10 protein-coding genes are annotated in these 13,855 nt (G+C 55.0%); 7 read left to right on the top strand and 3 right to left on the bottom strand.

The window, feature by feature from the left end:
* Both R0J87_RS04355 and R0J87_RS04350 read right to left on the bottom strand, forming a co-directional pair.
* Positions 1 to 1,710 carry a methyl-accepting chemotaxis protein gene (locus tag R0J87_RS04355; protein ID WP_498884574.1) on the bottom strand — a complete coding sequence of 570 codons (1,710 nt, stop codon included), beginning with the start codon at positions 1,708 to 1,710 and terminating at the stop codon, positions 1 to 3.
* Positions 1,711 to 1,949: 239 nt separating this feature from the next.
* Complete coding sequence (locus R0J87_RS04350; RefSeq protein ID WP_404343589.1) at positions 1,950 to 2,762, bottom strand: outer membrane protein assembly factor BamD; 813 nt, start codon at positions 2,760 to 2,762, stop codon at positions 1,950 to 1,952.
* Positions 2,763 to 2,959: 197 nt separating this feature from the next.
* Here R0J87_RS04350 and rluD point away from each other — a divergent pair, with 197 nt between their 5' ends.
* The 5 genes from rluD to ilvN all read left to right on the top strand — a co-directional run bounded on the left by rluD (position 2,960) and on the right by ilvN (position 10,120).
* Complete coding sequence (gene rluD / locus R0J87_RS04345) at positions 2,960 to 3,919, top strand: 23S rRNA pseudouridine(1911/1915/1917) synthase RluD (protein WP_404343587.1); 960 nt, start codon at positions 2,960 to 2,962, stop codon at positions 3,917 to 3,919.
* Positions 3,916 to 4,671 (top strand): peptidoglycan editing factor PgeF, encoded by a 756-nt coding sequence (gene pgeF / locus R0J87_RS04340; protein ID WP_498884572.1) that lies wholly within the window; start codon positions 3,916 to 3,918, stop codon positions 4,669 to 4,671. Before rluD ends, pgeF begins: the two co-directional genes overlap by 4 nt.
* A gap of 155 nt (positions 4,672 to 4,826) precedes the next feature.
* A complete protein-coding gene (gene clpB, locus R0J87_RS04335; RefSeq protein WP_498884570.1) occupies positions 4,827 to 7,406 on the top strand; it encodes an ATP-dependent chaperone ClpB in 2,580 nt (859 codons plus the stop codon).
* 498 nt (positions 7,407 to 7,904) lie between these two features.
* Positions 7,905 to 9,629 carry an acetolactate synthase 3 large subunit gene (locus R0J87_RS04330; RefSeq protein WP_404343581.1) on the top strand — a complete coding sequence of 575 codons (1,725 nt, stop codon included), beginning with the start codon at positions 7,905 to 7,907 and terminating at the stop codon, positions 9,627 to 9,629.
* Positions 9,629 to 10,120: an acetolactate synthase small subunit gene (ilvN, locus tag R0J87_RS04325; protein ID WP_030074339.1), complete on the top strand. Its 492-nt coding sequence runs from the start codon at positions 9,629 to 9,631 to the stop codon at positions 10,118 to 10,120. Before R0J87_RS04330 ends, ilvN begins: the two co-directional genes overlap by 1 nt.
* Positions 10,121 to 10,216: 96 nt before the next feature.
* On the opposite strand, the gene ilvY is transcribed toward ilvN, so the two are convergent.
* Complete coding sequence (ilvY, locus tag R0J87_RS04320; RefSeq protein WP_404343579.1) at positions 10,217 to 11,104, bottom strand: HTH-type transcriptional activator IlvY; 888 nt, start codon at positions 11,102 to 11,104, stop codon at positions 10,217 to 10,219.
* A gap of 194 nt (positions 11,105 to 11,298) precedes the next feature.
* On the opposite strand from ilvY, the gene ilvC reads away from it, so the two are divergent.
* Positions 11,299 to 12,315 carry a ketol-acid reductoisomerase gene (gene ilvC, locus R0J87_RS04315; RefSeq protein ID WP_404464065.1) on the top strand — a complete coding sequence of 339 codons (1,017 nt, stop codon included), beginning with the start codon at positions 11,299 to 11,301 and terminating at the stop codon, positions 12,313 to 12,315.
* 146 nt (positions 12,316 to 12,461) lie between these two features.
* On the top strand, positions 12,462 to 13,349 hold the full coding sequence (gene pssA, locus R0J87_RS04310) for a CDP-diacylglycerol--serine O-phosphatidyltransferase (protein WP_498884569.1): 888 nt from the start codon (positions 12,462 to 12,464) through the stop codon (positions 13,347 to 13,349).
* Positions 13,350 to 13,855: the final 506 nt, after the last annotated feature.

Raw genomic sequence — 13,855 nt, 5'->3', positions numbered from 1 at the left:
TTAGAAGCTTTCCCATTCAGGTTCAGCCGCGTTAGATTTAGCGGCGGGCAGCGCAGGCGCTGTTGAGGCCTTAGGGCGCTGGAGTGTGGTGGCAGAATGCGTGCGGCGGTTAGCGCTCGTTGTCGACGTATTGGGTAGCTTGAATGCCTCCATGGCGTGCAGCAACTGATGAGCATTTTGGCGCAGGTTATTGGCCGCCGTGGCGCTTTCATGCACGAGTGACGCGTTCTGTTGCGTGGCCTGATCCATTTCAGTAACTGCTTGGCCGACTTCTTGTACACCGGCGCTCTGTTCGGCACTGGCGTTACTAATTTCCTGCATGATGGTGGTCACGCGCTGGATCGCTTCGACGATCTCTTCGGTGGATTTGCTGGCTTCCTCAGCGCGCTCATTGCCATGGTTGACGCGCTCAAGATTGCTGCTGATCAGATTGTTGATTTCTCGCGCGGCGTCGGCACTACGCTGGGCCAGCTTGCGCACTTCTTCTGCTACAACGGCAAAGCCGCGGCCATGCTCACCTGCCCGAGCGGCTTCCACCGAGGCGTTCAGCGCCAGGATATTGGTTTGGAAGGCAATCGAATCAATGGTGGAAATGATGCCCGCGATCTCTTGGGAGCTTTTATTGAGATCGTTCATGGTGGCTACGACTTGGTCTACCGCATCACCGCCACGCGTAGCGATTTTCGAGGCGCTGGCGGCTTCTTGACTCGCCTGCTCGGAGTTGTCCGCGTTCTGCTTCACCGTACTGTTTAACTCTTCCATAGCGGAGGCGGTTTCGGCTAAGGCGCTGGCTTGCTGCTCTGTGCGTGAGGAAAGGTCGTTATTGCCTTCTGCGATTTGCTCGCTGTTGGAAGCAACCGCTTCCGCTGAAGCACGCACTTGCGTCACGATATCTTGTAGATGCTTCGCCATTTCCACCTGGTAAGCCATGATGCTGTTGGTATCGCCTTTTTTAAGGCGTCCCTTAGTGGCAAGTTTGCCTTGGCCGATGGCTTGAGCAAAGGCTTTTACTTCATAGGGTTCTGCCCCTAATTCACGTAAGAGCTGGCGAGATAGGAAGATAGCAATAAGCCCGCCAATCAGCAGAGCAAACAGCGTAAGCCCAAGCATCTGGATTTGGAAGCCAGAGGCAATTGATCGCGCGTCATTAGTGGTGACATTGTTGATTTGCTCTTGCAGATCAATGAATTGGTTGACTCGGCTTAGCCACTCGCTGTAAGCCGGACCTGCCTGCTGCAGCATAATTGTTTGCGCGCGTTCGTAGTCGTCAGCATCTCGTGCATCAATCACCTGCTGGGAGAGATCAATGGTCACAGCAGATTGTTCGCTGATCCGGTCTAGCAGTGTTTGCTCTTGTGAGGTTGGCGGGTATTGCCGGTTGAGCGCCTGCATCTCGCTAACAGCAGTATCGTAATCGCTACGTAAGCGGGTGATCTCATCTTGCAGTGCTGCGAGGTTACCGTCGCCAGAGGTGATAACAATATCCCGCAATACGATAGCGCGGTCATGGACACTGCCGCGCATATTGACTGCGAAACGCTGTTTAGCCCCGTTCACATCGTTAATCTCACTCAGGCCACGGTCAATTTGATTGACCTGTAACACCCCCGCGACGGTAAGCAGCACGAGCAGTGCCAGCAAGATAGAAAAACCGGTCGTAAGGCGGGTGCTTATTTTCGTTCCAGAAAGTCGTTTCATAAGGGACAGCATTCAGGGAAGCTCCTTAGGCGCCGTGAAGGCGCTTTATTATGTTCGGTAGAGGGATAATAGCGTCGGATATAAATTTTGTACAACATATGTATGATTATTGGTGTTTTTGGGCTTTGTTAAGTTTTTGTTAAGTAAGTTTTTATTAGGCTTGAACGAAAAAACCACGCCGAAGCGTGGTCTTATGAGTCAAAATACTGTACAGCTTCGGCGTGATCGCCGCTAGCCGTCTGATTCAACGGTTAGTCGCTGCTGCCATGCTTTGGCCTAAAACGGCCGTTATCAAGCTGCTCATGATCTGGCGCATTTTCACGCAGTACTGCGAGCACCTCATTGGAACGGTCGCTCATGCCTAGGCCCTGATAGCCTTCGACCATAATGGCCAGGGCATCGCGGGTGGCATTGGACTCCGGGTAGTTTTCAATCACCCAACGGCCACGCTCAACGGCTGCCAGAAAGGCGCCGCGACGCAGGTAGTAGTCGGCAACGTGAAGTTCGTGGCGTGCTAATAGCTCACGCAAATACACAATGCGCTGCTGAGCGTCTGGTGCATACTGGCTTTGCGGGAAGCGCTGGATCAGCTCACGGAAGTCGTTATACGCATCCCGCGAGGCACCCAAGTCACGCTTGGAAATATCGATCAAACGCAGACGCTCCAAGCTGAAGCGCCCCGCTTGCCAGGCGGAAAGCCCGCGTAGGTAATAGGCGTAATCCACCTGCGGGTGGTCGGGGTGCAGGCGAATAAAGCGGCTGGCCGCCGCGCGCGCTTCTTCCCAATTACTGTTCTCGTAATAGGCGTAAACCAGCTCTAGCTGGGCCTGTTCGGCGTGAGGGCCAAACGGGTAGCGGGTATCAAGAGCTTCAAGGCGCTCGATAGCAATCGGGAAGCGGTTGCTATCGAGCGCGGTGCGTGCCAGCTCATAAAGCTCGCGCTCTTGGACACCCGCGAACTCATCCTCTTCTTCCGGGGTGGTGTCATTGCTGGCGCAGCCTGCTAGCAGGGCAAGGCTCAAGGCTAGGGCGCCAAAGCGGTGGGCAGCGGAAAAAACGCGCATCATCATCCTCGTTGCAAACAAGCCTCAATCACCGAAAAGCGACGATGGCCATAAGTAGAAATGGTAGAATAGGTCGCAGTTAGCCCACTATAAATCACCTAGACGTAAAACGCAGGCTTAGCGACACTTTGGTATCGCAAGTTCTATTTGCTGCGCAATGCCTAGGTGGGGCTGTTTGCGTCTTAGAGAGGTAATTCATGTCTCGTACAGTTGAAGCCACGCAGCGGGTACCCGCGTCATTAGCCGGTGCACGCTTTGACCAAGTGGCGGCGGAGTTGTTCAGTGAGTACTCCCGCGAGCGCTTGAAAGCGTGGATCAACGCCGGTGAGCTCACCGTCGATGGTACCCAGTTAAAACCAAAAGCCAAGCTGCATGGCCACGAAATGCTGGTGCTGAACGCCACCATTGAAGAAGACACGCGCTTTGAGCCGCAGGACATCGCGCTCGATATTGTTTATGAAGATGAAGACGTCATCGTCATCAATAAAGCGGCGGGTATGGTGGTCCACCCCGCCGCCGGCAACCCCGACGGCACGCTGCTTAATGCGCTGTTGCATCACCACCCGCGTCTTGCTGAGGTGCCACGAGCGGGTATCGTGCATCGCTTAGATAAAGACACCACGGGATTGATGATGGTGGCCAAAACGCTGCCCGCGCAAACAGCGTTAGTTGAGCAGTTACAGGCACGCAGCGTGTCTCGCCAGTACGATGCGGTAGTGATGGGCAAGCCCGTTGCTGGTAGCACCATTAACGCACCGATTGGACGCCACCCCAAGGATCGTAAGCGCCAAGCCGTCACTGTCTCTGGTAAACCTGCGGTCACGCACTTTCGTGTGGTGGAGCGCTTTCGTGCCCATACGCACGTGCGCTGTACGCTTGAAACCGGGCGTACCCATCAGATTCGTGTGCACATGGCCCATGCGCGCTACCCGCTGATTGGCGACCCGCTCTACAGCGGTCGTGCCAAGCTGCCGCCGGGGGCTGCCGGCCCGTTAAAAGAAATTCTGCGTGAGTTTCCGCGCCAGGCGCTGCACGCCCGCAAGCTGAGCTTTGTACATCCCGTCAGTGGCGAGACGCTGACCTTTCAAGTAGATCTGCCTGACGACCTGCTGATGTTGTTGGATTACCTGCGCGAAGATAACGAGACCATGCGATGAGCGATGCCATCAATCTTCGGCCCACACTGCTGCTACCGGATTGGCCCGCCCCAGCCAGCGTGCGGGCCTTCGTCACCACGCGGGAAGCAGGGCCAAGCCAAAACGATTTTGCTGCGTTTAATCCTGCGGCTCACGTGGGTGACAATGCCGACCATGTAGCGCTGTGTAGGCGTATGCTGCAAAAAGAGATCGGCGATGAGCGCCCGCTCCTGTGGCTCAATCAAACCCATGGAGCGAGAGTGCAGCAGGAGTATCAGGGCGACGCGCCTGATGCCGATGCGGCCGTGGCGAACAGCAACGAGTATGCCTGTGTGGTACTCACGGCGGATTGTTTGCCGGTACTGTTCTGCAATCGCCAGGGCACACAAGTGGCCGTGGCCCATGCGGGCTGGCGGGGGCTGGCAGGCGGCGTTCTGGAAGCCACAGTCGCTGCAATGAACTGCGACCCTAACGATATTCTTGTGTGGTTAGGCCCCGCTATTTCTAATGCACAGTTTGAAGTGGGGCCCGAGGTGTACGGTGCGTTTGTTGCCGTGCACCCCGATACCGCTGAAGCGTTTGACCATAGCCCTTACCGGCTTGGCCACTATATGGCCGATTTGTATCGGTTGGCGCGTTTTCGGTTAGAAGCTTTGGGGATTCATAACATTAGCGGCGGGCATTTCTGTACCGCCTGCGAGTCGCGCTTTTACTCTTATCGCCGTGACAATGGCAGCACGGGTCGCATGGCCAGCGTGATCTGGATCAAGTAAAGGCATGATGGGGCCCAGCTTATAAGATACGCCTCTTGAAATGCGCAGATCTGACGCCATTTAACTTGTCAAGCTAATCGTTTTTAGCACGTTCAACGACAGGTTATCGGGAAGCGCCGTGGGTCCAAACGCACGGCTCCCCCAGGAGGCACTCCATGCGATTTGATAAATTCACTGCCAAATTACAGGCCGCTGTGGCGGAAGCACAGTCACTTGCAGTAGGTCGTGGTCACAACCAGCTTGACCCTGCCCATCTCTTATTGGCCCTGCTGGATACCAAAGACACCGGCATTAAAGCGCTGATAGAAAAAGCTGAAGGCAGCAGTTCGCGCCTACGCGATGGCCTGCAGCGCCAGTTAGATGACTTTCCTAAAGTGAGTCAGTTTGATGGCGAGGTGCAACCCTCCCGTGACTTCGTCAAGCTGATGAATTTAACCGACCGTGAAGCGCAAAAGCGCGGTGACCAGTTCATTGCCTCCGAGCTAGTGCTGCTGGCCGCATTGGAAATGAACAGTGCCCTGACCAAGGTGATGAAGGAAGCGGGGCTGAGCCGAAAAAGCCTAGAGGCGGCGATTAACAGCCTGCGCGGTGGCGCTAAGGTAGATGATCCCAACGCGGAAGAGCAGCGGGAAGCGCTGACGAAATACACCATGGATCTGACCCAGCGCGCGTTGGATGGCAAGCTCGATCCGGTGATTGGCCGCGACGACGAAATTCGCCGTACCATTCAGGTATTGCAGCGCCGCACTAAAAATAACCCGGTATTAATTGGTGAGCCTGGCGTGGGTAAAACCGCGATTGTCGAAGGCTTGGCCCAGCGTATTGTCAACGGCGAAGTACCCGAGGGTTTAAAAGAGAAGCGCGTGCTTTCTCTGGACATGGGTTCGCTCTTAGCGGGTGCCAAGTTCCGTGGTGAGTTTGAAGAGCGCCTAAAAGCCGTGCTTAAAGAGCTCTCGCAAGAAGAGGGCCGGGTAATCCTGTTTATTGATGAACTGCATACCATGGTGGGTGCCGGTAAGGCCGAAGGCGCGATGGATGCAGGCAATATGCTCAAACCCGCCCTTGCCCGTGGCGAGCTGCACTGTGTGGGCGCCACCACATTGGATGAGTACCGCAAGTACATTGAAAAAGATGCCGCGCTTGAACGCCGCTTCCAAAAAGTGCTGGTGGATGAGCCCTCTGAAGCGGATACCGTCGCAATCCTGCGTGGCTTGAAAGAGCGTTACGAGGTCCACCACGGCGTTGATATTACCGATTCAGCGATTATTGCCGCTGCCAAGCTCTCAACGCGTTACATCACCGACCGCCAGTTGCCGGATAAGGCCATCGACCTCATTGATGAGGCAGCCTCGCGGATTCGTATGGAGCTGGATTCCAAGCCTGAAGAGATGGATCGCCTTGATCGCCGTTTGATCCAGCTCAAAATGGAGCGTGAAGCGCTCAAGAAAGAGACCGACGAAGCCACCAAAAAACGCTTGGAAGCGCTGAATCAACAAATTCATGACTTAGAGCGCGAATACGCCAACCTGGATGAGATCTGGAAAGCGGAAAAAGCCAGTATCCAAGGCGCGGCGCAGTTTAAGGCAGAGCTTGAACAAGCGCGTATTGATCTTGAGCAGGCTCGCCGCCAGGGCGATTTAGGCCGCATGTCGGAAATTCAGTACGGCAAAATTCCCGCGCTGGAGAAAAAAATCAGCGAGGCAGGCGAGGGTGAAGCGGATACCGCCAGCCATCAGCTGCTGCGCTCGAACGTCACGGAAGAAGAGATTGCGGAAGTGGTTTCCCGCTGGACCGGCATTCCTGTCTCTAAAATGCTAGAAGGCGAGCGGGACAAGCTGCTACGCATGGAAGATGCGCTGCATGAGCGTGTTATTGGCCAGCATGAAGCGGTAGAGGCGGTGGCTAACGCGGTGCGCCGCTCTCGTGCTGGCCTTGCCGACCCCAACCGCCCCAATGGTTCGTTCCTGTTCCTCGGCCCGACCGGGGTGGGCAAAACCGAGCTGTGTAAGTCGCTGGCCAATTTCCTGTTTGATACGGAAGAAGCCATGGTGCGTATCGATATGTCGGAGTTTATGGAGAAGCACTCCGTGGCTCGCCTGATCGGCGCCCCTCCCGGTTATGTGGGCTATGAAGAGGGCGGTTACTTAACGGAAGCCGTGCGCCGCAAGCCCTACTCGGTGCTGTTGCTGGATGAGGTGGAGAAAGCACACCCAGATGTGTTCAATATCCTGCTGCAGGTGCTGGAAGATGGCCGCTTGACCGATGGCCAGGGTCGTACCGTCGACTTCCGTAACACGGTGATTGTGATGACCTCCAACATGGGCTCAGACATTATTCAGCGCATGGGCGGGGATGATAACGACTACGAGCTGATGAAAAATGCGGTGATGGAGGTCGTGGGCAATCACTTCCGCCCGGAATTGATCAACCGCATTGATGAAGTGGTCGTATTCCACGCACTTGGCCAAGAGCAGATTCAGGCCATTGCCGGTATTCAGTTAGAGCGTTTGAAAGGGCGGCTCGCTGAACACGACCTGCGTCTGGAGATCAGTGACGATGCCATGGCGCAGCTGGCGGTAGTGGGCTTCGACCCCGTATTTGGTGCGCGGCCACTGAAACGGGCGATTCAAAGCCGTATTGAAAACCCGTTGGCGCAAGATCTGTTGGCGGGCAAGTATGCGCCCGGCGATACGATTCATATTAGTGCCAGCGAGGGCAAGCTCGTGTTTGGCTAATCGCCCTGGCCCGCCTAACCTGTTGCGCCAGGGCAGTAATTGCGCAATGAAATAGGGCAAATGCCCTGTCAGCACCGCTGGCAGGGCATTTTTTTGCGCTGACTGCGACCTTTGTTGCGTTTGACCAGATCGGAGGTTGACAGGCTAAGGGCGCTAATGGAATCTTGTGGGTTCCTGATTTGCGGGCGCGGAATCAACGGGCAACCCCTCATCACCGCGCGAAGGGTAGGCAAATGCCTTTACCCGCCGAAGGACTTCCGGGCTTGGGCTAACCGCCTGACCTGGCCAACGCCCCGACACGGCAAACCGCCGTGTAAGGGAAATGTTCATTAATGCTTCCATTAATGGGCGTTCCCGATGAGAGTGCAGGCCCTAACCGGGCCATATTGCCAGGGTTTGGCATCAGGTGCCGGCATGGGCCGGCAGCGGCATACCGCCGCACTCGACACCGCAGGATGTCCTGCGGCTCGCACTCGAGACCTCCAGGGGAGAAACACAGTGGAACTGCTTTCCGGCGCAGATATGATCGCCCGCTTCTTGCAAGATGAGGGCGTTGAGTACATCTATGGTTATCCTGGCGGCGCGGCGCTGCACATTTACGATGCGTTGTTCCGCCAAGACAAGGTGAAGCACATTCTCGTGCGTCATGAACAGGCAGCCACCCACGCCGCCGACGGCTATGCCCGTGCTTCTGGCAAGCCTGGCGTTGTGCTGGTGACGTCTGGGCCCGGTGCCACCAATGCGGTGACCGGGATCGCCACTGCCTACATGGATTCTATTCCCATGGTAGTGCTATGTGGCCAGGTCATGAGCCACCTGATTGGCGATGATGCCTTCCAGGAAACCGATATTGTGGGCGTGACACGTCCGATCGTGAAGCACAGCTTTTCGATTCGTCACCCCTCTGAAATTCCAGAAGTGCTGAAAAAAGCCTTCTATCTCGCTTCAACCGGCCGCCCTGGCCCGGTCGTGGTGGATATTCCTAAGGATATGACCGCCCCCACCGAGCGTTACGAATACGTTTATCCGAAAAAGGTCAAACTACGTTCGTACAATCCGGTTACCCGTGGTCATACGGGGCAAATTAAAAAAGCTGTCGAAATGATGCTAAAGGCCAAGCGCCCGGTGTTCTATACCGGTGGCGGGGTCGTGACAGGCAAAGCCAGCGAAGGTTTGACCGACTTAGTGAAGCAGTTGGGCTTCCCGATTACCACCACGCTGATGGGCATTGGCTCGTATCCACAAAGCGACCGTCAGTGCTTAGGCTGGCTGGGGATGCACGGCTCATATGAATCTAATATGGCCATGCATCACGCCGACTTGATTATCGCGATTGGCGCGCGCTTTGATGACCGGGTGACCAACAACACGTCGAAGTTCTGCCCAACGGCGAAGATTATTCACGTGGATGTGGACCCAAGCTCGGTGTCTAAAACCGTGCGCGCCGATGTGCCGATTGTAGGGCCAGCTTCTAGCGTCATTAATGAAATGATTAGCTTGGTGCAGGGTCAGACCATCACGCATCCTGAAGCGCTCACCGATTGGTGGCAAAAAATTGACGGCTGGCGCGCCGAGCGTGAAGGCAAACTCTACGAGCCTTCCAAGCCGGGCGAAGTACTCAAGCCACAAGAAGTGATCGAGGCGCTGTGCCGAGTCACCCGTGGCGAAGCGTACGTCACCACGGACGTTGGCCAGCATCAAATGTTTGCGGCGCAGTACTACAAGTTCGATAAGCCGAATCGTCTGATCACCTCGGGCGGGCTAGGCACTATGGGCTTCGGTTTCCCGGCCGCTATGGGCATCAAACAAAACTTCCCGGAAGACGATGTGGTGTGTGTCACCGGTGAGGGCAGCTTCCAGATGATGATGCAGGAGCTCTCTACCTGTAAGCAGTACGGTGTGGGCGTCAAAATCGTCAACCTGAACAACGCTTCGCTCGGCATGGTGCGCCAGTGGCAGGATTTGAACTACAAATCTCGCCATGCGCACTCTTACATGGAGTCGCTGCCTGACTTCCATATGCTGATTGAGGCGTACGGGTTCACCGCGATCACCGTGAAGACGCTAGACGAGTTGGAGCCGGCGCTAGAGCGTGCCTTTGCCAACAAACATGAGCTGGTCTTCCTGGATGTGAAGGTCGACCCCCATGAGCACGTCTATCCGATGCAGGTACCGCTGGGTGCTATGCGTGACATGCTGCTGTCCAAAACGGAGCGTACCTGATGCGTCATATCATCTCGATTCTGATGGAAAACGAACCGGGTGCGCTGTCACGTGTGGTCGGGCTGTTCTCCCAGCGTAACTTCAACATCGAAACGCTGAACGTGGCACCGACGGAAGATCCGTCACTGTCACGCCTAACGGTTACCACCGTCGGCGATGACCGCGTCATTGAGCAGATCACCAAGCACCTCAACAAGCTGATTGATGTGGTCAAGCTGGTGGATCTCACCGAAGGTAACCACATTGAACGTGAGCTGATGCTGGTGAAAGTGAAAGCGCTTGGCGCTGCCCGCGATGAAGTGAAGCGTACGGTGGATATCTTCCGTGCGCAGATCGTCGACGTGACACCCAGCCTCTACACCGTGCAGATTACCGGCGACGCTTCAAAGCTAGATGCCTTCTTACAGGCCATGGCGCCAGTAGGTATTCTGGAAGTGGCGCGTACCGGGGTGTCCGGTATTGCCCGTGGCGATAAAGTGCTGTCGCTGTAAGCGACGCGTTACTGCTGTCATTGTTTGTTGCACCAGTGAAAAGCCGCCCCTTGTTGGGCGGCTTTTTCATGTGTGATGCCTCGCTATTTAAGTCCGTTAGCGCGCATTCACCGCTGCCCAAAAAGCGTCAATCATCGGGTTTTTTAGCCGCCGGTTGAGTACGCAAAGCCCTACATCGTAATGCGGTAGTTCAGGCTTAACGTTCAGCACCTGTACCCGCTCGGCTAATGGGCTGTTATCAAGCACAATTTTGGGCACCACGCCCACACCAAAGCCTAGCCCCACCATGCTGACAATAGCTTCATGGCCTGCCACCTGGGCGTAAATGCGTGGCGAAATGCCCATGGCTTTAAACCACGTATTGGCATACTCCCTGGAAAGCCCCGCTTCCGACAAAATCATCGGCACGTGCTGCCACTGCTCGGCGGTAGAGCTCTCTGGCTGTGGCGGCAGCCATGCATGAAACTCAGTGGGGGCAATAAACAGCAGCGGCGAGCGGGTTAAGGATTTGAAAGCCAGCGCGCTAGGCGGAATACGCGGGCGAGGAGTAATCGCCATATCGTCTGCGCCTTCCAGTACTCTCGACATTGCGTCGGCGGGGTCGCCGGTATGCAGTTTTAATTCAATACCGGGATGGCGTGTGCGCACATCGCTTAATAATTCATACAGAAAGCTGTAGCTGGCCGTAACCGAACAGTAAATGCTGATCTCGCCGCTGAGCTGCGCCGTGGTAGCGGCCAGAGTGCGCTTTTGCGTTTCCCACTGCTCTAGCGTCTCTCGGGCGTAGTGCTGGAACGTGATCCCTTGAGGGGTCAGCGTCACGTGGCGGTTGTCGCGTTCAAACAGGCGGGTGCCCAGCTCGGTTTCCACCTGCTGAATAGAGCGGCTGAGCGTCGAGGGGCTAATGTGACAAAGCTCGCTGGCGCGGCCAAAGTGCAGTGTGTCGGCCAAAGTGACCACGTGCTTGAGTAGGCGAAAATCCATAAAGGCCGACATCCTAGGCGTAATTTCATAATATGAAATAGTATGTTGCAAACATAGCGTTTTACGCAACGGTCGTGCTGTCGTAGAGTGACCTCAACGCCGAATCCTAGTGCTGCAAAAGACGGCACAGGTGGCCATCAACGCTGACTTATACGCTATAAAAATTTGATAACACCGACTTCTGGAGTCTCGCCATGCACGTTTATTACGATAAAGATTGCGACCTGTCCCTGATCCAAGCCAAGAAAGTCACCATCGTTGGTTACGGCTCTCAAGGGCATGCTCATGCCAACAACTTGAAAGAGTCTGGTGTCGACGTGACCGTCGCTCTGCGTAAAGGCTCCTCTTCCGCAGCGAAAGCAGAAGCGGCTGGTTTAAAAGTGGCGAGCGTACCGGAAGCGTGCAAAACCGCTGACGTGGTGATGATCCTGGCGCCGGACGAAAACCAAAAAGCTATCTACGAGCAGGAAGTTGAGCCGAACCTGAAAGAAGGCGCGACGCTGGCATTCGCCCACGGCTTCAACATTCACTACAACCAGATTGAACCGCGCAAAGACCTCGACGTGATCATGATCGCGCCGAAAGCTCCGGGCCATACCGTTCGCTCTGAGTTCGTCAAAGGCGGCGGTATTCCTGACCTGATCGCGATTCACCAAGATGCGTCTGGCAGTGCTAAAGAGCTGGCACTCTCCTACGCTGCCGGTGTTGGCGGTGGTCGCAGCGGTATTATCGAAACCACCTTCAAAGACGAAACCGAAACCGATCTGTTCGGTGAGCAAGCGGTACTGTGCGGTGGCGCGGTTGAGCTGGTAAAAGCGGGCTTTGAGACGCTGACAGAAGCTGGCTACGCACCGGAAATGGCTTACTTCGAGTGTCTGCATGAGCTCAAGCTGATTGTCGACCTGATGTACGAAGGCGGCATCGCCAACATGAACTACTCCATCTCTAATAACGCAGAGTATGGCGAGTACGTGACCGGCCCTGAAGTCATCAATGATGAGTCGCGTGCTGCCATGCGCAACGCACTCAAGCGTATCCAAACGGGTGAATACGCTAAGATGTTCATCCAGGAAGGCAATACCAATTATCCGTCCATGACAGCGCGTCGTCGTCTGAACGCTGAGCATGAGATTGAGCTGGTAGGCGCCAAGCTGCGCGGTATGATGCCGTGGATTGCTGCCAACCAGTTGGTCGATAAGTCCAAGAACTAATCGATTCACTGATTTGCTAACGCCCCGAGGCTCTGTCTCGGGGCGTTTTTCGTTGTCTACGGCAATTGGCTGGCTGCCTGGGCGTCACCGTGTAGAATGAGAAGAGATCACTTTTCGTGTGACTTCACTTCAAATGGATGACACTTATGACCCAGGATGCTCGCGACCAAGAGCACGAAAAAACGCCACCGGCTGATGTTTCCACCCACGGCGAATCATCTCAGCAAGCATCAAGTAGTGATGAGCCCGTCGGCAATGAAGACTTGGCGGCCGCTTTTCTGCGCGAAACGGAAGTCGTGGAAGAGGCCGTTGAGGATGGCAAGAAGATTCGTCGTAAAGGTATCTATCTCTTGCCCAACCTATTTACGACCTCCGCACTCTTCTCTGGCTTCTTTGCGGTTGTGGCTGGGATTAACGGTGAGTTCACTTCCGCAGCGGTCGCCATTTTCATTGCCATGGTGCTAGACGGCTTGGATGGTCGAGTTGCCCGGATGACCAATACTCAAAGCGAGTTTGGTGCTGAATACGACAGCCTCGCCGATATGATCTCGTTTGGTATGGCGCCTGCACTGGTTGCCTTTACCTGGATTTTGCAAGACATCGGTAAAACCGGGTGGGTAGTCGCGTTTCTCTATGTTGCCTGTGCCGCGCTTCGTCTTGCACGCTTTAACGTGCAGATCGGCAGCGTTGATAAAAAGTGGTTTATCGGTCTGCCCAGCCCATCTGCAGCGGCCCTGGTAGCCGCTAGTGTGTGGACATTCCATAGCTTCGACGCTGATGCGTTAGGTTTCAAACTGCTGATGCTAGTGGTGGTAGGTGCAGCCGGTATCCTAATGGTGAGCAATATCCGCTACTACAGCTTTAAGGATTTGGACTTTAAGAAGCCGGTACCTTTTGTGGTGCTACTGGCGGTTGTTCTAGGGTTCGTCATGATCTCAGTAGAGCCCTCCGTTATGCTGCTGCTGCTATTTGCTGCTTATGTATGCTCAGGCCCGGTGCTAGCGGTTATGCGTAAGGCAAAACCTAAGTCCTGAACTTTTTGAAAACTTTTTCATATTAGCTCTTGCCAACCCGGCCGCGAATCCGTAAAGTACGCATCCGCTGCCGGGGACGCCAAGCGTTACCAGCGGTGAATGAGGTTGAAAAACCTCTGGTTTGTCAGGAAGTTAGAGCCGTCTTGTTATAGTTTAAGTCGCTCGCTTCACTCGCTGAAAACAGCGGTTGACAAACACCAGGAAATGCGTAGAATATGCCTTCCTCGCTGAGGCAGCACGGTTCAGGTCATCGAGCCAGCACAGCGAAACAGCTCTTTAACAATTTGATCAGGTAATTCATGTGGGCGCTTGCCGATGAGGGTGATAAATCACCAAATATCAAGGCAAGCGCACAAGAGAGATTTTTGAATCTTTCGAATTCGTTTGAACCTTGAGCCAAGTTTGATCCGCTTTTGTTGCTTTCGAGTAACACGTAAGGATCACAATGATTTTAAACTGAAGAGTTTGATCATGGCTCAGATTGAACGCTGGCGGCAGGCCTAACA

The organism is Halomonas sp. SIMBA_159 (genome assembly GCF_046536035.1).
Classification (GTDB): Bacteria; Pseudomonadota; Gammaproteobacteria; order Pseudomonadales; family Halomonadaceae; genus Vreelandella; species Vreelandella venusta_A.
This window is presented reverse-complemented; position numbering and strand designations above follow the sequence as displayed.